At 37.8% G+C, this 16,505-nt stretch carries 17 protein-coding genes and 1 tRNA gene; 10 read left to right on the forward strand and 8 right to left on the reverse strand.

The features are described from left to right. Positions 1 to 64: 64 nt before the first annotated feature. Entirely contained in the window at positions 65 to 1,168 is a 1,104-nt protein-coding gene (locus tag CA730_RS13810; protein ID WP_096668083.1) for an aromatic ring-hydroxylating oxygenase subunit alpha, read from the forward strand. Between the two features lie 197 nt (positions 1,169 to 1,365). Here the strand turns inward: CA730_RS13810 and ispG are convergent, their stop codons facing one another. Then, on the reverse strand, positions 1,366 to 2,592 hold the full coding sequence (gene ispG / locus CA730_RS13815) for a (E)-4-hydroxy-3-methylbut-2-enyl-diphosphate synthase (RefSeq protein WP_096668085.1): 1,227 nt from the start codon (positions 2,590 to 2,592) through the stop codon (positions 1,366 to 1,368). A gap of 214 nt (positions 2,593 to 2,806) precedes the next feature. Here ispG and CA730_RS13820 point away from each other — a divergent pair, with 214 nt between their 5' ends. After that, the gene (locus tag CA730_RS13820) at positions 2,807 to 3,082 is read left to right on the forward strand and encodes a ribbon-helix-helix domain-containing protein (RefSeq protein ID WP_096668087.1); all 276 of its coding nucleotides are present in this window, start codon (positions 2,807 to 2,809) and stop codon (positions 3,080 to 3,082) included. Further along, entirely contained in the window at positions 3,079 to 3,429 is a 351-nt protein-coding gene (locus CA730_RS13825) for a type II toxin-antitoxin system PemK/MazF family toxin (RefSeq protein ID WP_096668089.1), read from the forward strand. Before CA730_RS13820 ends, CA730_RS13825 begins: the two co-directional genes overlap by 4 nt. A 215-nt stretch (positions 3,430 to 3,644) precedes the next feature. On the opposite strand, the gene CA730_RS13830 is transcribed toward CA730_RS13825, so the two are convergent. Beyond that, positions 3,645 to 3,842: a hypothetical protein gene (locus CA730_RS13830; RefSeq protein WP_096668091.1), complete on the reverse strand. Its 198-nt coding sequence runs from the start codon at positions 3,840 to 3,842 to the stop codon at positions 3,645 to 3,647. A 163-nt stretch (positions 3,843 to 4,005) separates the two neighbouring features. Between CA730_RS13830 and CA730_RS13835 the strand changes: the two genes are divergently transcribed. Next, entirely contained in the window at positions 4,006 to 4,347 is a 342-nt protein-coding gene (locus tag CA730_RS13835; protein ID WP_096668093.1) for a Dethiobiotin synthetase, read from the forward strand. A 145-nt stretch (positions 4,348 to 4,492) separates the two neighbouring features. Here CA730_RS13835 and CA730_RS24410 read toward each other — a convergent pair whose 3' ends face one another. The 3 genes from CA730_RS24410 to CA730_RS13845 form a co-directional block, all read right to left on the reverse strand. After that, positions 4,493 to 4,654: a hypothetical protein gene (locus CA730_RS24410; protein ID WP_157749976.1), complete on the reverse strand. Its 162-nt coding sequence runs from the start codon at positions 4,652 to 4,654 to the stop codon at positions 4,493 to 4,495. A 37-nt stretch (positions 4,655 to 4,691) separates the two neighbouring features. Then, entirely contained in the window at positions 4,692 to 5,711 is a 1,020-nt protein-coding gene (locus CA730_RS13840; RefSeq protein WP_096668095.1) for a zinc-dependent alcohol dehydrogenase, read from the reverse strand. A gap of 173 nt (positions 5,712 to 5,884) precedes the next feature. Further along, positions 5,885 to 6,082, reverse strand: a complete 198-nt coding sequence (locus CA730_RS13845; RefSeq protein ID WP_096668097.1) for a hypothetical protein — start codon at positions 6,080 to 6,082, stop codon at positions 5,885 to 5,887. Between the two features lie 375 nt (positions 6,083 to 6,457). Between CA730_RS13845 and xth the strand changes: the two genes are divergently transcribed. Continuing rightward, positions 6,458 to 7,240: an exodeoxyribonuclease III gene (xth, locus tag CA730_RS13850; RefSeq protein WP_096668099.1), complete on the forward strand. Its 783-nt coding sequence runs from the start codon at positions 6,458 to 6,460 to the stop codon at positions 7,238 to 7,240. An 83-nt stretch (positions 7,241 to 7,323) separates the two neighbouring features. On the opposite strand, the gene CA730_RS13855 is transcribed toward xth, so the two are convergent. Together CA730_RS13855 and CA730_RS13860 are read right to left on the reverse strand one after the other, a co-directional pair. After that, entirely contained in the window at positions 7,324 to 7,545 is a 222-nt protein-coding gene (locus CA730_RS13855; RefSeq protein ID WP_269076524.1) for a response regulator, read from the reverse strand. A gap of 15 nt (positions 7,546 to 7,560) precedes the next feature. Then, positions 7,561 to 8,853, reverse strand: coding sequence for a hypothetical protein (locus tag CA730_RS13860; RefSeq protein WP_096668103.1), 1,293 nt, complete (start codon positions 8,851 to 8,853; stop codon positions 7,561 to 7,563). A 224-nt stretch (positions 8,854 to 9,077) separates the two neighbouring features. On the opposite strand from CA730_RS13860, the gene CA730_RS13865 reads away from it, so the two are divergent. The 5 genes from CA730_RS13865 to CA730_RS13885 all read left to right on the forward strand — a co-directional run bounded on the left by CA730_RS13865 (position 9,078) and on the right by CA730_RS13885 (position 15,352). Then, positions 9,078 to 12,215, forward strand: a complete 3,138-nt coding sequence (locus tag CA730_RS13865) for an alpha-mannosidase (RefSeq protein WP_096668105.1) — start codon at positions 9,078 to 9,080, stop codon at positions 12,213 to 12,215. Between the two features lie 357 nt (positions 12,216 to 12,572). Continuing rightward, on the forward strand, positions 12,573 to 13,121 hold the full coding sequence (locus CA730_RS13870; RefSeq protein ID WP_096668107.1) for an NYN domain-containing protein: 549 nt from the start codon (positions 12,573 to 12,575) through the stop codon (positions 13,119 to 13,121). A 157-nt stretch (positions 13,122 to 13,278) separates the two neighbouring features. Continuing rightward, positions 13,279 to 13,350: transfer RNA gene (locus CA730_RS13875), tRNA-Asn, on the forward strand. A gap of 481 nt (positions 13,351 to 13,831) precedes the next feature. Further along, a complete protein-coding gene (locus tag CA730_RS13880) occupies positions 13,832 to 14,341 on the forward strand; it encodes a phosphate-starvation-inducible PsiE family protein (protein ID WP_096671528.1) in 510 nt (169 codons plus the stop codon). A gap of 84 nt (positions 14,342 to 14,425) precedes the next feature. Next, the gene (locus tag CA730_RS13885) at positions 14,426 to 15,352 is read left to right on the forward strand and encodes a carbohydrate ABC transporter permease (protein ID WP_096668109.1); all 927 of its coding nucleotides are present in this window, start codon (positions 14,426 to 14,428) and stop codon (positions 15,350 to 15,352) included. Between the two features lie 232 nt (positions 15,353 to 15,584). Here the strand turns inward: CA730_RS13885 and prmC are convergent, their stop codons facing one another. Next, on the reverse strand, positions 15,585 to 16,490 hold the full coding sequence (gene prmC, locus CA730_RS13890; protein ID WP_096668111.1) for a peptide chain release factor N(5)-glutamine methyltransferase: 906 nt from the start codon (positions 16,488 to 16,490) through the stop codon (positions 15,585 to 15,587). Positions 16,491 to 16,505 lie beyond the last annotated feature (15 nt).

Raw genomic sequence — 16,505 nt, forward strand, 5'->3', positions numbered from 1 at the left:
TGTTTTTCTGAGTTGTTCATGATAGGAATAGATCAACTGCTTCACTGCAAGTGAAACCCTAAAAATGAACACCAATATAGATAATCTCAACTCAGTTCGTAAACCTAAGATATTCAATCAATCAGCCAGTTTTGTTGAAGGTTGGTATTGGGTATTACTTTCTCAATCTTTACTGGTAGGTGATGTCAAAGCTGTGACAATTTTTGGTAAGGATTTAGTCGTATATCGTGGTAAAGATAGACGTGCAGTTATCCTAGATGCTTATTGTCCTCACATGGGTACAAGTTTAGCTGAAGGTAAAATAGAGGGTAATGAATTACGCTGTGTTTTACATCGGTGGAAATTTGATGCAGAAGGTATTTGTGTTGATATTCCTAATTTAGATGAACCTGTATCTCTGAAAGCCAAAACTTGGCCAGTAGCCGAACAATATGGGATGATTTGGGTTTGGACTGGGGAAACTCCACAACAATCTTTACCTTTTGTCTTAGATTGGGAAAACCAAGACTTTGATTTTTCTCTCGGTTCGCAATTTAGTATTGATTGTCATCCTCATATCTTACTTCTTCAAACTATTGATACTCAACAAATCAATCTAGTTAATAAATTACCATTAAAAATGGTTTTGGAGAAACAAGAACTCAATCAAAATGCGATTATTTTTAGCACTATTACAAATATTAATGGTAAGTCATTCTGGCTAAGTCTTTACCGGCGGTTGTTTAAAAATTCTCTTAATTACAGTGTTTGTTATTGGTATGGAACAACAAGTATTGTTTCCTTTACTAATGAGTCTACCCAGCTACATATAATATTTACAACTCGGATATTACCAGGGGGAAAAACTGAAGGTCAAACCCTATTAATGTCCAAAAAACGGAAAGGGATGTTAGGAAAGTTAATTAATAAATTGATGTTATGGGTAGGGAAAACAATTAGCGATCGCCTACTCAAAACCAATGATAGAATTTTACAAACCATCCAGTTTGATTTAAAAACTCCCCTGAAAGCAGATTTATCAATCATCCAATTTATTAACCATTTAGAACGACAAAAACCCCTAACATGGGAAAGTTGGTTATTAGTGCGATCGCGGGAACGAGAAGAAGAAGTGCGGGAAGAGAGAGAAAAACGCGAAAAATGGCGTGATGAATTAGTTAACGACTAAAAAATCGAGATTTTGACAATAAAAATGAAGTGGACTTGCCACTTCATCAATTCCCAGGTAGAACCTAGATCCGAGTATAACGACTAAGCATTTCCAAAATCGTATAAATACATACTAATTTTCATGTTTCACCGTTAGTTTCTTATCCATTCCCTATTCCCTATTCCCTATTCCCTTTCTTGTAAAAGTCTTAAAAATTACGGTTCTACCCAACGTCCATCAGCTTTAATCAGATTAATTAATTCCTCCACACCTTGTGATTCTGGGACTTTTTTAATTTCTTCCCGACCACGATATAAAGAAATATAACCGGGAGTTTTGCCCACATAACCATAATCAGCATCAGCCATTTCTCCCGGTCCATTCACAATACAACCCATTACAGCAATATCTAAACCTGTTAAATGCTTGGTAGCTTCTCTAACTACGTGCAGCACTTCCTCCAAATTAAATAAAGTCCGTCCACATGAAGGACAAGCGACATACTCAACCATTGTTTTCCGCAAACCTAAAGCTTGCAGAATGCTGTAACAAACAGGAATTTCCTTTTCTGGTGCTTCTGTTAAAGACACGCGGATTGTATCACCAATACCATCAGCTAATAATGTGGCAATACCCGCTGTAGATTTAATTCTGCCATATTCACCATCACCTGCTTCCGTCACACCCAGATGCAAAGGATAATCCATACCCAAATCATCCATACGTTTAGCCATGAGACGATACGCAGCAACCATAACAGGCACTCGTGAGGCTTTCATAGAAATTACCACATTATGAAAATCCAAAGATTCACAAATGCGAATAAATTCTATGGCAGATTCCACCATACCTTCGGGAGTGTCACCATAGGTAAATAGCATTCTTTCCGCCAAAGAACCATGATTTACACCGATTCGCATAGCTTTACCTTGATCACGCAAGGAAATTACCAGCGGCGCTAAGGTTTCGCGGATCTTTTCGCCAATTTCGTCAAATTCAGCTTTTGTGTATTCGGTGCGACTGGTATTAGGTTTTTCAAATACATATAAACCTGGATTAATTCGCACTTTTTCAATATGTTTGGCGACTTCCAAGGCGATTTTCATACCATTGTGATGGACATCAGCAACAATTGGCACATCCCGATAAGTTTTGATTAATTGTTGTTTAATTTCCGCCAGTGCTTTAGCGTGTCCGAGACTAGGAACAGTGACACGAACAATTTCGCAGCCTATTTCATGAAGACGACGAATACCCGCGACAGAACCATCAATATCCAGAGTATCTTCATTAATCATAGACTGTACCACCACCGGGTATCCACCCCCAATGGTGACATCTCCCACTTTTACAGGGCGAGTTTTACGGCGTTTGATAGTGGTATCAAAAGCGGGTTGACTAGATTCAGTGTTAGTAATTTCCAAAGTCGGCAGAGTTTGCATAATCTAAACAGGTAGATTTTCTGTAGCTAAAATATCAGATTGCCAGGGGTTATACTTCTCAGATTGCCACAATTGAGGTTATTTTAGGTGATAAAGTGGAAAAGTAGGTGGCAAAAGTCCAGGATTTCATCAACAACTAAATTTTTAATTTTGGATGATGCGTAAAACGATATGATATAAGACATCACTTCAGTCATCAAAAAATGAACGCTCTATGAAAACAGAAACCGTTCGCACGACGCTAACCATTCCTAGAGAACTCCTAGAAGCTACAGACAAGGCGGTTTTACAAGGAAAGGCTAAGAGTCGGAATGATTTTGTCGCTCAAGCTTTACGAAGAGAATTAGCCTTACAGAAACGGTCTGAAATTGATGCCGCATTGGCGGAAATGGCTAATGATCCAGATTATCAGGCAGAGGTATTAAAACTAGAGGTAGAATTTGCTACGGCGCAGTGGGAGGCGTTGCAGTTAGGGGAATCTCCAAGATGAGAAGGGGCGAGGTGTATGATGCACGTCTAGAAATGACTGAAGGCTCGGAACAGGGAGGAACTCGTCCGGTGATTATTGTTAGTCGTGATGTGATTAATCTATCTAGCCCTGTAGTTTTAGCAGTACCTTGTACCACCTATCAAGACGGAAAGCGAGTCTACCCTACTCAAGTTTTGATTTTATCACCAGATGGTGGACTAAAGAAAGACTCGATCGCTATGGCAGATCAAGTGCGGGTATTATCTAAAACCCGCTTTTTGCGTTTAAGAGGAATTCTTTCTGAGGTGGTGATGGCACATCTAGAGCAAGCGTTGTTAATTGCGTTAGATTTGCCAGGATGTGAATAACTTGATTAAATAGGGTTTGATGAATAAATCGAAAACCTAGATATATGAGGAGTTTCCGGGTTAAAAAAAGTGAATCAGGTGCAAGGAATAAGCGTTGAAACCATTCATTTACCTATCACTTTCTCAGATTTGAGACTATTCTTACCTCCTTCTAATTCTTCCTCCTGACTCCTGACTCTTGAATTCTCTAATAATTGTTTTTAATTTTTAGATGGTTACTTATTCCCTGTTGTGGGAGAGGAAGTTTGAGCAAATTGGCTGATTTGATGCCAAATATCCTGGGGAGTAATACCGAAGCCAAAGTATAATAACATAACGATAGCGGCGGAGATTATAGCTGTTTTAATGGTGGTTTTAATTAATTTCCAGAGAATGATAAAAACCACCCAAGCTACTATTAAGGTGATAATCATAGAGTTTACGCAATAGGAATTGATACTGAGTTTTTTCCCAAATTAAACACCCAAATCAGGATAATAAACTAATCTAGGGAAAAATTGCAACCTTCCTGGGCTAGATGCTTCTAATATATTTGTAAAGTGCAACTTTGGCACAGTATGGAAACTAGTTAGAAGTATGAACTACGAAATAGCACGGAAACTACTCATAGACCAAACCAGCAGTCTAGATAATCCAGATACTCTGTTGAGTCGTTTACAACAAGGTAAACCTCCTGTTCCTGGTCAAGTTACTTCCACCCTGTTAGCTTTAAAGGTGGTATTTGAGGCTTTAAAAACAGCACCAAACCTAGACAGAGAACTGGCTTTTGCTTTATATCAGTTGGCTGTAAAGGCGCAAAGATTTTTTGCTGCGGGACGAAAAGCAGGTGTAGAGTGGCCTCCCCTGCTTAATGAGGATTTAGTCCGGATTTCTTTGGGGGCTGAAAGTATTTTTTCTGGAACATGGCAAACTTTATGATTGCGAAATCTAGCAACCACCAAGATGATTGTGAACTCAATTAATAATAAAACTCCTGCTTTATTCTCTTTTCTCCTCCTTTCTTTTTCATTCTTCTTCATCCTGACTCCTGACTCCTGACTCCTGACTCCTGACTCCTGCTAAATTAGCGCGTTCTTAATTCTGTTTCTAATTTATCTATATCGGCTTTGAGTAACACCGTTATTTTACCGATGATGGCTTTACCTTCCTTGGGTTGGGCAATTTCTACCCAATACCCATAGCGATCGCCTATCCGTAATTCTCCCTTTAAGGATTGTTTGAGCATTGTTGAGATAAAGTAGGGTGCGTCGGAATTTTCAGTGTCAAACCATTGCTACCTTAATGACTTTCCGCGCCTTCATATCCATAAATACCTGTTCTAGATCCTGCAAAGGTCGGTGTTCACCAATGAGCAAGTCAAAAGGAATTGTACCACTAGCGATGAGTGATAAGGCAGCTTTCACATATTCTGGTGTATTGTGAAATACGCCTTTGAGAGTAAGTTCACTATAGTGCAATTGTTCGGTATTGACAGTAATTGTGCTATCTCTTGGACAACCACCAAATAAATTGATAGTTGCACCAGGACGACCGCAAGCGATCGCCGTTTCCCAGACACTCGGCACACCAGTAGCCTCTATCACGATATCTGCACCCCAACCAGCGGTTAATTCCTTCACTGTGTGGGCAGTATCCGTCACTTGATGATAATTAAAAGTCTTGGCTGCACCCAGTTTTTCACCAATTTCTAACCGTTGATTATTCCCACCCCACAATATCACCTCAGTATATTCTGCTAATACTGCCACAAACATCAAACCAATCGCCCCATCACCCAAAATCACTACTTTGTCATCGGGTTTGGCTCCAGAACGGCTGATACCATGCAACACACAAGCTAAAGGTTCAGTCATCGCCGCTAATACTAGGGGCAAATGATCAGGAACTAGTAACAAATTATGCCTAACTATAGGAGCAGGAATTTTCAGATATTCCGCAAATGTCCCATTATTCCAAGTTAGATGGGGGCATAAAGAATATTCTTTGCGTTGACAAAAGAAACATTTCATGCAGGGTGCAGAATTATTTGCCACCACGCGATCGCCTACCCGCCAATTCGTCACCCCAGTACCAACAGCCACAATCCGCCCCGCACCTTCATGACCAAACAGTGTCGGCGGTGTCAACATTTTGGCATGGCCACCACGTCGCCATACCTTCAAATCTGTCCCACAAGTCGTGGCTGCTTCCACCTGAATCACCACCTCACCGGCTTGAGGAGTGGGGTCAGGAACTTGTTCTAGGCGTAAATCCTCTTGTCCGTAGAGTAATGCTGCTAACAAAGCTTTCCACCCATAAAAAAGAAGTATGGCTTAAACCACCCTATCAAAATCAATTAAACACGGTTTTCTAGCATATTTAATGGTAGCGGCGTATATTTTGTATTTAAAATTAGCAATCCCTGATTTTACCTAAATTTCCGCTGATTAGTTCTCTATTCCCCATATTGAAAAATTCAAGAACTTAAAGCCGTTTGGGGTGAAACTTCTTGATTACGGGTTTCTAGCTTAGATAGTGGACTAGATACACCGTTGATACTTAAAACTGGTACTTCTTGTCTACAGGAGAGACAAAACCAATAAACTTCATGATGGCGAACATGACGCAGAATCGAACCACCACAGCATGGGCAGGTGTTAACTATGATACTCATACACTGTCCTCCTTGAAAAAAATTAAACACGAGTAACGTTAGAATTGATCTAGGCATTACCCTTAAACAATTCAAAATTCTAGATTTATGCTTGATTTGATAGCGTTCATTTTTTGTAGTCTTTTATTCCCCATTCGCAATTCTCCAATTTAGAGAAATTACTGGTGCAAAAACTATCAATAAATGCTAAATTTAACCTCTTTTAGAGTATTTCTACAAATTGATTTTTTTATCAAAACAATAAAAACCCATGAGAACATTATTAAACTATAAACTAGTATAGACCGTGTTCATCTATCTTAGGGATCATAAATATCTAATTTTTATGAGACAATTACTTTACCGTTATTTTACAGTCGTTTTGATAATTAACTAATGAAAATTGCTACTTGGAATGTGAATTCTGTTAGAACACGTTTAGAACAGGTTATCAATTGGTTAAGAGAAAATCCTGTTGATGTTTTGTGTTTACAAGAAACTAAAGTCATAGATCAGGACTTTCCCAGTATCGCGTTTGAAAATTTAGGCTATTATCCGTATATTTCTGGACAAAAATCCTATAATGGCGTGGCTTTGATTAGTCGTCAACCTTTGACAGATGTAATTATGGGTTTTAGTCCTATTTTACCGGAATTACCATCAGCATGGGATGAACAAAAACGGGTGATTACAGGTCTACTTGAGGGAGTCAGAATTGTGAATCTTTACGTTCCCAATGGTTCATCTATCGGTAGCGAAAAGTATGAATATAAGTTAGGCTGGTTAAAAATACTCAAAGAATATTTACAGACATTAATATTATCCAACCCAGCTATTTCTCTGTGTGGTGATTTTAATATTGCCCTAGAAGATATAGATATTAATGATAAAGTAAAGATAGATAATCACATCATGGCATCGGAATTAGAACGTCAAGCTTTACGAGATGTTCTGAATGTAGGTTTTGCAGATGCTTTTCGTAAATTCAACAGCGAAGGAGAAAATTATAGTTGGTGGGATTATCGCACGTCTGCTTTTAAGCGTAATTTAGGTTGGCGAATAGATCACCATTATCTCACACCAATCTTGTATGAACGCGCTCAAAGTTGTGTTATTGATATTGAACCGCGAAAGTTAGTTCAACCAAGTGATCATACACCAGTGATTGTGGAATTTTAGGTCAGGATTCAGGAGCAGGGGAATAGAGAAGCAGGGAGAAAATTTCTTTCTGACTCCTGACTCCTACTCCTAATATAGGTTTCCTATTGCTTATTACCCCCTGTTTCAGAGGCTGATTCAATAACTAGAATTAGTTCTGAAATATCAATTGGCTTTCTGAGAAAATGTACTATACCCAAAGAACTGGCTAATTCCTCTATATCTCCATAAGCGGTTACTAAAATAGTAGTTAAATCAATCTTTTGTTCCTGTAATTGTTGATATACTTGAGTTCCTGTTAGTTCAGGCATCCTATTATCTAAGATTAATAAATGCTGTAATTATCTACCCAATAATAAACCCCGGAAAAAATACAGCATATTTGTTAATATCTGTTCTATCCATAATATAACCTGATCTAACCATTCAAGAATTTGTTCTAAGGGGTGTTTTTCATAGCCTAATGAAGTTGCAGAAATATCAATCCAGTCAGGCTTAAAATTAAATCCTTGACTGGTTTTACTGTCTATTTCGGGAAATTCCTCATTTTTGGGTTCGCTTGCTTGTTGACTTATTTGGCGGTGAATATCAGGGAATTCTCTTTTTGCTTGAGGTTGCTGTACGGATTCCTGGATGTTGGTATTTGTTTCACCAAATAAATCATTCCATGATAACCAATTATCTCCTGAAGAATTATCAAAATTTAACTGATTGTTTGAGGATAAAACTTTTTTAAAATCAGGTTTTTCCGTAGAAGAATTTGAGTCAATTTGATAAATATTTCTTCCTCCAAAAAAGTAATTTATCGCCGCTGCTATTAAATCAGAAATTTGTGGTTTATGAGGTTTTAATTCATCATTATTAACGGCTAATCCCTGAACCTGATTTTGGAAATTATTAACAATTTCCTGACTGCGCTTTTGGACAGGGACTAAAGCAGTATCTTCTAAATTAGCAACTAATTTATCTAGAAAACTAAAAAGTTTAAGAGGATTGAGGAGAGATTTTTGGGCTATGATAGAATCTTCATCAGTTAACTTATTAAAAAGATCATCAATTTTGGGCAATAATTCTTGTTGTTGGTGAGCAATTAGTTGTAAAGAATACCGATATTCACTAATTTCGCTATTAATTCTATCTGCTAATTTGATGTTTTGCTGGGGTGTGAAAACATCGAAAATGCGATTATCCGCACTCACTAAGACTAAATTACGGGTTTGCAATTCTATAGCAATTCCCTGTACTGTTGGTATATGCTGTTGCAGGGTACTTTCTGGAGTTGGAGAATTTGGCTGGGGAAAAATTTTCTTCGACAAAGATCCTAAAAATGTGAGAGGATTTGTTTGTGAGGAAGTTGGTATATAAGTCTCTCCTGGAGGCAGATTTTTGACAACATCTAATATAATTTGGATTGGTGCATCACTGGTAGGAGGAGTTGCTGACTGTAATTTTTTGACTGTGCCATTTTGTTGCCATAATTGGTAAAGTGGATAAAGTAGAGAACCTACACCCGAACCAGTAGCAAATTGCAAATTCTTGAAAGTGGTTTCCAGTGTTTGTGTCAACCGTCGAGAATACTGGTAGACAAAGTTGAAGAGTTTGCTTTGATAGCGATGGGAGGAATCGGAAGACATGGTACTTATGTATAATTTGTAAGGTGAGGTTATCGTCAATTAAAGGCTTTAAATCACTATTTTTAATTTTGAATTGTTAAGAGATTCCCACAGACCTATGAATTTTCACCAATAGCAATTATTGACATTTATAGTAATTGGGAATTGCATGAGAGACAAACTAAAAATCAAAGCAGCTTCATTTCTGATTTCTGACTCCTGCTCTATATTATTTTATTGGAAATATGAATCTTCCTGTATCCTCATTAAATACCAAATCTATATCCACAGCAATTGAAATTCTGCGTTCTTGTTGTCAAGTTGATATCCAGTCAAACTGGCGATATCAGGAAGCTGACGGGGTGATTACTGATTTTATCCCATTTAGTTTAACTGATTGGCAACCTGTGGAACTAAATGAAAAAACTCATGTTTCTTGGACGGGGGGAAAACGGGTATTATGGTTAGGACAAAAATTTTCTGTTCCTGAACATTTACACAATTTTCCGTTAACGAGTTTGTCTTTGCGGTTGGCGTTGGTATGGTGGGCGGATGCGGCAGAAGTATATGTTAATAGTAAGCTAGTATTGACTGGAGATTTGTTCGATTCTTCCCCGCGAGTGTTGTTGAGTCCAAGTGTCAGTCCTGGTGATGAGTTTACCATAGCTTTGCGGTTAGTGAGTCCGGGACATTGCGACGGGGCGTTGATGCGATCGCTGGCAATTTACGAGTCAACAGACTACAATAATCCTGATGCTGGTTTTATTGCTGATGAATTAGCAGTTACGGAAATTCTTTTACAAAACTCCGCACCAGAAAAGTTACCAACTTTAGCGACAGAAGTTGAGAAAGTTACAAATCGCAAAGACGCAGAAAATCAAGACTGGAAAACATATCTTGTCAATTTACGACAAACTTATTTGAGTTTAGCTGAGTTTATCAACGCCCAAAAATATAAAATCAATTTATTAGGTCATGCACATTTAGATTTAGCATGGTTATGGCCTGTGGAAGAAACTTGGAAAGCAGTACAAAATACTTTTGAGTCAGCTTTACAACTGCAACAGGATTTTCCCGAATTAATTTTCTGTCATACCACACCGGCGTTGTATGCTTGGATAGAAGAAAATCGTCCCGACTTGTTTCGAAAAATTCAAGATCAAGTTACAGCCGGAAAATGGGAAGTTTTGGGTGGTTTTTGGGTAGAACCGGATTTGAATTTAATTGCGGGTGAGTCTATAGTGCGTCAGTTATTATATGGACAAAGGTATTTTCTCCAGAAGTTCGGAAAAGTATCTTCTGTAGTTTGGGTTCCCGACACCTTTGGTTTTTGTGCGACGCTACCCCAATTTTTTGCAAATGCGGGAATTGAGTGCTTTGTAACTCAGAAACTCCGCTGGAATGATACAACTAAATTTGATTATGACTTATTTTGGTGGCGATCGCCTGATGGCAGTCAAACATTAAGTTTCATGTCTGCACCTATCGGCGAAACCATCGAACCAGTTAAAATGACCAAATACGCTTGTGACTGGAAAACTCAAACAGGGTTACAAAATTCCCTTTGGCTTCCCGGAGTCGGTGATCATGGTGGTGGACCAACCCGTGATATGCTGGAAACTGCACGACGGTGGAAACATTCCCCAATTTTCCCCAAGTTAGAATTTACAACTTCCGAAAAATATGTTCAGCAAATAAAATCATCAACTCAAAACTTACCAGTTTGGGAAGACGAACTTTATTTAGAATTTCACCGAGGATGTTATACTACCCACGCAGACCAAAAACGCTGGAATCGCAAATCTGAACATCTATTATATAGTGCTGAATTATTCGCAACTTTAGCAAATATACTTTGCGCTGCAGAATTTCCGAAAACAGAAATAGAAACCGCGTGGAAAAAAGTTTCATTTAACCAGTTTCATGACATTCTCCCCGGTACTTCCATTACCCAAGTTTACGCAGACGCTTTACCAGAATGGGAAGCAGTAGAAAAATCAGGAACGAAAATACTAGAAAACTCATTAACAGTGATCGCCTCCACAGTCAACATACCACAACTTCCCAACCCTGAGAGCATCCCCGTCATAATTTTTAACCCTCTCAACTGGGAACGTTCCCAAGTTGTCACCATTGACTTATCAAAAATCATCACCACAGATTACCCAACCTGGAAAGTTGCTGATATTCAAGGAAAAAAAATCCTCTCCCAAAACAGCGAAAACTCAACCTTATTATTTTTCGCAACCATACCATCTATAGGTTACAGCATTTTCTGGCTGTCTCCATCTACCCCCCAACCCAAAACATTCCCGAAAAATTGGATTTTAGAAAACGAATATTTGCAAATTGAAGTTAACCCCGAAACCGGAGATTTAAAAAGTGTCTTTGACAAAACCCAACAACGAGAAATTTTAACCGGTGCAGGAAATCAACTTCAAGCTTTTAGCGACAGTGGACAATATTGGGATGCTTGGAACATAGATCCACATTATAACACAAAACCCCTACCTGCAACCGAATTAAAATCAATTCAATGGCAAGAATATGGAGAAATTCACCAACGATTGCGAGTAGTCCGTCAACTCGGAAAATCGGAATTTTGTCAAGATTACATTTTAGAACTTGGTTCACCAATTTTGAAAATAGCTAATACTGTAAATTGGCAAGAAAATCAGGTATTAGTAAAAACAGCCTTCCCTCTCAATCTTCAAGCCGAATTTGCCACTTATGAAATCCCCTGCGGTGCTATTCGTCGTTCCACAAATCCCCAAACTCCCGCAGAAAAGGCAAAATGGGAAGTACCCGCATTACATTGGGCAGATTTAACCACAGATACAGATACAGAGAAATACGGAGTTAGTCTCCTCAATGATTGTAAATATGGTTACGATGCTAAACCTAACCAACTGCGTCTCACCTTACTAAGAAGTTCCCATTGGCCAGACTCCCAAGCAGATAAAGGAATACACGAATTTACCTATAGCTTGTATCCTCATTTAAACAGTTGGGAAGAAGCAGAAACTGTCAAACGTAGTTATGAGTTGAATGTTCCTTTTCAAATATTAGTAAACCCAATCAACTATCAATCTAGATTAAACGCTTGTCAAAGCAAAAGTTTTCTATCTTTATCAGCAGATAATTTCATCTTAATGGCACTCAAACCCAGTGAAAATGATCCAGAAAAGTTTATTCTTCGCTTTTATGAATGTTATGGACAAACAGCAGAATTATCTTTGCAAAGCGAGATTTTAAATTTAGAAAACCCAACCGATTTATTAGAAAATAATATCAAACTTTCCGCAATAAATCCAGTAAATAAAAATATTTACCCTTGGAAAATTGTGACATTTCAAGCCACATCCAGCAAAATTCAGGAGTAGGGGCGGGGTCTCTCCGTCTAAAATAATCAAATTTGTGTTCATTCGCGTTTATCTGCGGTTAATTATTATTAAAAATTAATATTAGTGAAAAAGCGGTCAAACTGCTATTCAAAAAGCCTTCTATCCTGGAAACATAAAATTTTAGAGACAGAGAAAAATATTTTTTTTATAGAAAACAAATTCAGTAAACCTGATTTTTAGAGGCTTTTTCAAAATCATAGCTTCTATCTTAGGGTCTAAATTTGATTAAAAGAGGCAGTTTTTATTTCTTGTAACATGGGGTTACAAGCAATGCTTCATTTACTATAAGTCTTATGAATGATTTTTGTTAACTCTAGATAATTGTGATTAAAAACCATGTCTCGTTCCATAGTCCCGGCCGTTCTCTTAGTAGACGGTTACAATATTATAGGCACTTGGCCTTGCTTGATAAAAACCCGTGATCATGCCGGACTTGAGGCTGCACGGGGTGAATTAGTGGAAGCAATGACTAATTATAGTGCTTTCCAAGGTTATGAAACTCAGGTAGTATTTGATGCTCAATATCAAAACTCTCCTAGTAACAGAGAAACTATTACAAATTTTTTAACAGTATATTATACGGATTTTGGCCAGACCGCAGACACATATATAGAAAAAACCTGTGCGTCTCTCCGTCACCAAATAGCCCAATGTTTAATTTCCCGCATGATTGTCGCTACATCAGATCGAGCGCAGCAGTTAACAGTCCAGGGATATGGTGCTGAGTGGTTATCAGCGCATCAACTATGTGGCGAAGTAGAAACTACTGTTTGTCGAATGCGCCATAGGTATCAGTCGCAAAAACAACCTAAAAGTAGATTCTTGGTGAATGGAATTGATCCTCAAGCCAGACAACGGCTGACGGAATTACGAATGCGATTATAATTGCAGAATTCGTAAATCTCCGAATGTAGCTGCTGGAAAGGGTTTGGGTTGTTAAGAGTGAGAAATTTCAGCAGCAACAAAAAAAGTTTAAAAATTTTTTTCAAAACCCCTTGCATTAATTTGGATTTAGGTTTATTATAGCTAAAGTGAAAAGCGTTCCTCAGTAGCTCAGTGGTAGAGCGATCGACTGTTAATCGATTGGTCGCTGGTTCGAATCCGGCCTGGGGAGTTTAAACAAAAGACGAGGCGTGAAACTTATTAATTTTTGTTTCATGTCTTGTTTTTTGTAATTAGGTAGGGGCAAACCCCCTGTGGTTGACCCAAACAGAAGAGTAGGCACGGGGGCGCTACCCCTCACAAGGGTAGGTTTTTAATATTGTCTGTGAAGGCAAGACTGGGAAGACTTGGAGGGAACGTAGACAAGAAAGATTTTATACGCACAATAATTTTTTAACGGTGTGTTATTGTTGCCAAAAAACATAATCCTGTAGGGTTTTCCTCCCTTGTCACCTTGTCGCCCAAGTCTTGCCCTCACCAGAATGTAAAAAACCTACACCTGTCAGGGGCGCTACCCCTACATAAATCCAAATCTTTTATATAATCAATTTTGCCTACCTACTTAAATACGTCTTGTTCTCTGTTTACTTTATTAAAATCTGTTTAATGGTTAATTACTAAAATAGATGTACTTATCTTTTTTAGGAAATACCATGCCACAGCGGATAATTATAGAAGTCAATAATTGGTTTAGACGAGATAGAATTGTTCGTAACTTAGAACTTTTTCAGGATATTATTGTGATCTCCCTTTGCATGAGTTTATTTTGTGTGATGCTCATTCGATTAGGAGATATGTTTTTATCGTTTTTACGTCCATTAGATTTACGGCAAGTCACATCTGATATTCTGTTTATTTTGATATTAGTAGAACTGTTTCGGTTATTAGTTGATTACCTCCAAGAACGCAGTATATCCGTAGGTGCAGCCGTAGAAATTACGATTGTTTCGGCTTTGCGGGAGGTAATTTTACGTGGTGTATTAGAAATTTCCCGCGATCAACTTTTTGGACTTTCTGTATTTCTATTAGTTTTATCAGGAATTTTTCTAGCTTTACCTTGGATGCCTCGTTTATTAGAACAGGTGAAAATTAATAGACATGAGACAGTAGAACCAGAATCATACAGCATAATTCAGGAGTCAGGAGTCAGGAGTCAGGAGTAAAACGTAATTTTGTCGAAAAATAGGGAAGAGGATTATTTAACCAATTCCCAAATTAAATATTAGTTTTAGGGGGAGTCCTATAATATGTCTAAATTAACATCAAAACAATGGATTTTAATCAAACACAAAATTACACCATATTTGTTTTTATTACCTGCCTTAATTATCTTAATATTAACTGTTTTTTGGCCAGCAATTCAAGCATTTTATCTCAGTTTTACCAACTATGAAAATATAGGAGATCCTCCTCAATGGATTGGCTTTAAAAATTTCCTACGTTTATCGAAAGATCCGGTTTTTTGGCAAACATTACAAAATACATTTGTTTATCTAATTGGTGTTGTTCCTATTTTAGTATTTTTACCCTTAGCTTTAGCAATTTTAGTGAATCAAAGACTGCGGGGAATGAATTGGTTTAGAACAGCATATTATACCCCAGTTGTAATTTCTATGGTAGTAGCTGGGATAGCTTGGAAATGGTTGTATGCAGAAAACGGATTGCTGAATCAAATTCTCAAAACTTTAGGGATTTTTCCCGACGGAATTCCCTGGTTAACAAGTCCTGATAAGATATTGGGAATTGTTCCCATTTCCTTAGCTAGTATTATGGCTGTAACAATTTGGAAAGGTTTAGGCTATTATATGGTAATTTATTTAGCTGGATTACAAGCCATTCCCGCTGATATTTATGAAGCTGCGGCTATTGATGGTTCAGATAGTGTTCGTAAACATTGGGATATTACCTTACCATTAATGCAACCCTATTTAGCTTTAGTGGCTGTAATTTCGGCGATTTCAGCAACTAAAGTTTTTGAAGAAGTTTATATTATGACTCAAGGCGGACCACTCAATAGTTCTAAGACTATTGTTTATTATTTGTATGAACAAGCATTTGGTAATTTAGAAATTAGCTATGCTTGTACCATTGGTTTGGTGCTATTTTTAATTATTTTAGGTTTATCAATTTTAAGATTAGTTATCAATCAAGATGGGAATGATTTTAGTGTTTAATATTTAAAGATGAATTTTGCATCAATATCTATTACGAGTTGTACAAAGAGAATAGTCAATTTAGTAATAAATATAGGCAGTAATATAAAAATTGCCAACAAATTGAAATTAATAAGGTATTGACAATAAATTCAGGAGCAAAAATGAGAGAATGAAGCTGACTATTCAAATCAAAATCCTTCCCATTCCCAAAAATCTCCAACAACAATCCTGAAAATCCCGAAATCCTGATTCAGACAATATTTTCTTTATAAGCCACAGCAAAACGTTCAATTCCCGCTAAATCAGCATGAATAGAAATATTGCCATAATTCCCATTACTTACCAATAATTCCCGCACCATTTCCGCCTGTCCTGCCATCATTTCAATTAACCACAGCCCCCCAGGACGCAAATAATCAGGGGAAACATTAATTAAATGACGAATATAGTCTAAACCATCCTTACCACCATCTAAAGCTAAATGAGGTTCATGTTTCACCACTTCCGGCTGTAAAGTTAAGACCGTATCACTAGGGATATAGGGTGGATTGGATACCATACCGCTAAACTGACCCTTGAGAGATTCTAGAGGTTGCCACCAAGAACCCTGATAAAATTGAATCCGTTCCCGAAAACCCAAATTTTCAGCATTGGTTTCAGCTACGGCTAAAGCAGCAGGACTAATATCTACAGCATGAATCATCGCATCTGTCAAGACTTCAGCTAAACCGATGGATATCGCCCCACTACCCGTTCCCAAATCCGCCCAATGTCCTGTTTTTACCTCATCATTAGCAGCAGCCACAGCCAAATCAATCAATATTTCTGTTTCTGGTCTAGGAATTAAAACCGCATTGGATACCGTGAGTTGAAACTTTCGCCAAGCTGTCATTCCCGCAATATACTGAACCGGTAAACGGTCATCTAATCGCCTTTTCCATAATTGCTCTAAGTCAGTTAAAGAAAATTGTACGGGGATTTCCTGCCATGTTTTGAAAGACTCCAACCGCAGCGCCAAGCGGTCTAAATTAGCTATTGTTAATAAGAGCCAATCTACCTCCATTGGTGATATCTCCGCAGCTATAGCCGCTTGAATTGCGGTTTTACGCCACAGCCAAAGTTCTAATCCAGAAACTTTATAATTTGGCTTTAACATATCAGGAGGTAAAAA

It is taken from the genome of Dolichospermum compactum NIES-806, assembly GCF_002368115.1.
GTDB classification, from domain to species: Bacteria; Cyanobacteriota; Cyanobacteriia; order Cyanobacteriales; family Nostocaceae; genus Dolichospermum; species Dolichospermum compactum.

Bases quoted from the DNA above. Each gene is read 5' to 3' on its own strand.
- CA730_RS24410 (WP_157749976.1), bottom strand. From the start codon at position 4,654: ATGCTCAAACAATCCTTAAAGGGAGAATTACGGATAGGCGATCGCTAT.
- CA730_RS13825 (WP_096668089.1), top strand. From the start codon at position 3,079: ATGAGAAGGGGCGAGGTGTATGATGCACGTCTAGAAATGACTGAAGGC.
- CA730_RS13865 (WP_096668105.1), top strand. From the start codon at position 9,078: ATGAATCTTCCTGTATCCTCATTAAATACCAAATCTATATCCACAGCA.
- CA730_RS13860 (WP_096668103.1), bottom strand. From the start codon at position 8,853: ATGTCTTCCGATTCCTCCCATCGCTATCAAAGCAAACTCTTCAACTTT.
- ispG (WP_096668085.1), bottom strand. From the start codon at position 2,592: ATGCAAACTCTGCCGACTTTGGAAATTACTAACACTGAATCTAGTCAA.
- prmC (WP_096668111.1), bottom strand. From the start codon at position 16,490: ATGTTAAAGCCAAATTATAAAGTTTCTGGATTAGAACTTTGGCTGTGG.
- CA730_RS13885 (WP_096668109.1), top strand. From the start codon at position 14,426: ATGTCTAAATTAACATCAAAACAATGGATTTTAATCAAACACAAAATT.
- CA730_RS13880 (WP_096671528.1), top strand. From the start codon at position 13,832: ATGCCACAGCGGATAATTATAGAAGTCAATAATTGGTTTAGACGAGAT.
- CA730_RS13870 (WP_096668107.1), top strand. From the start codon at position 12,573: ATGTCTCGTTCCATAGTCCCGGCCGTTCTCTTAGTAGACGGTTACAAT.
- xth (WP_096668099.1), top strand. From the start codon at position 6,458: ATGAAAATTGCTACTTGGAATGTGAATTCTGTTAGAACACGTTTAGAA.
- CA730_RS13835 (WP_096668093.1), top strand. From the start codon at position 4,006: ATGAACTACGAAATAGCACGGAAACTACTCATAGACCAAACCAGCAGT.
- CA730_RS13810 (WP_096668083.1), top strand. From the start codon at position 65: ATGAACACCAATATAGATAATCTCAACTCAGTTCGTAAACCTAAGATA.
- CA730_RS13830 (WP_096668091.1), bottom strand. From the start codon at position 3,842: ATGATTATCACCTTAATAGTAGCTTGGGTGGTTTTTATCATTCTCTGG.
- CA730_RS13820 (WP_096668087.1), top strand. From the start codon at position 2,807: ATGAAAACAGAAACCGTTCGCACGACGCTAACCATTCCTAGAGAACTC.
- CA730_RS13845 (WP_096668097.1), bottom strand. From the start codon at position 6,082: ATGAGTATCATAGTTAACACCTGCCCATGCTGTGGTGGTTCGATTCTG.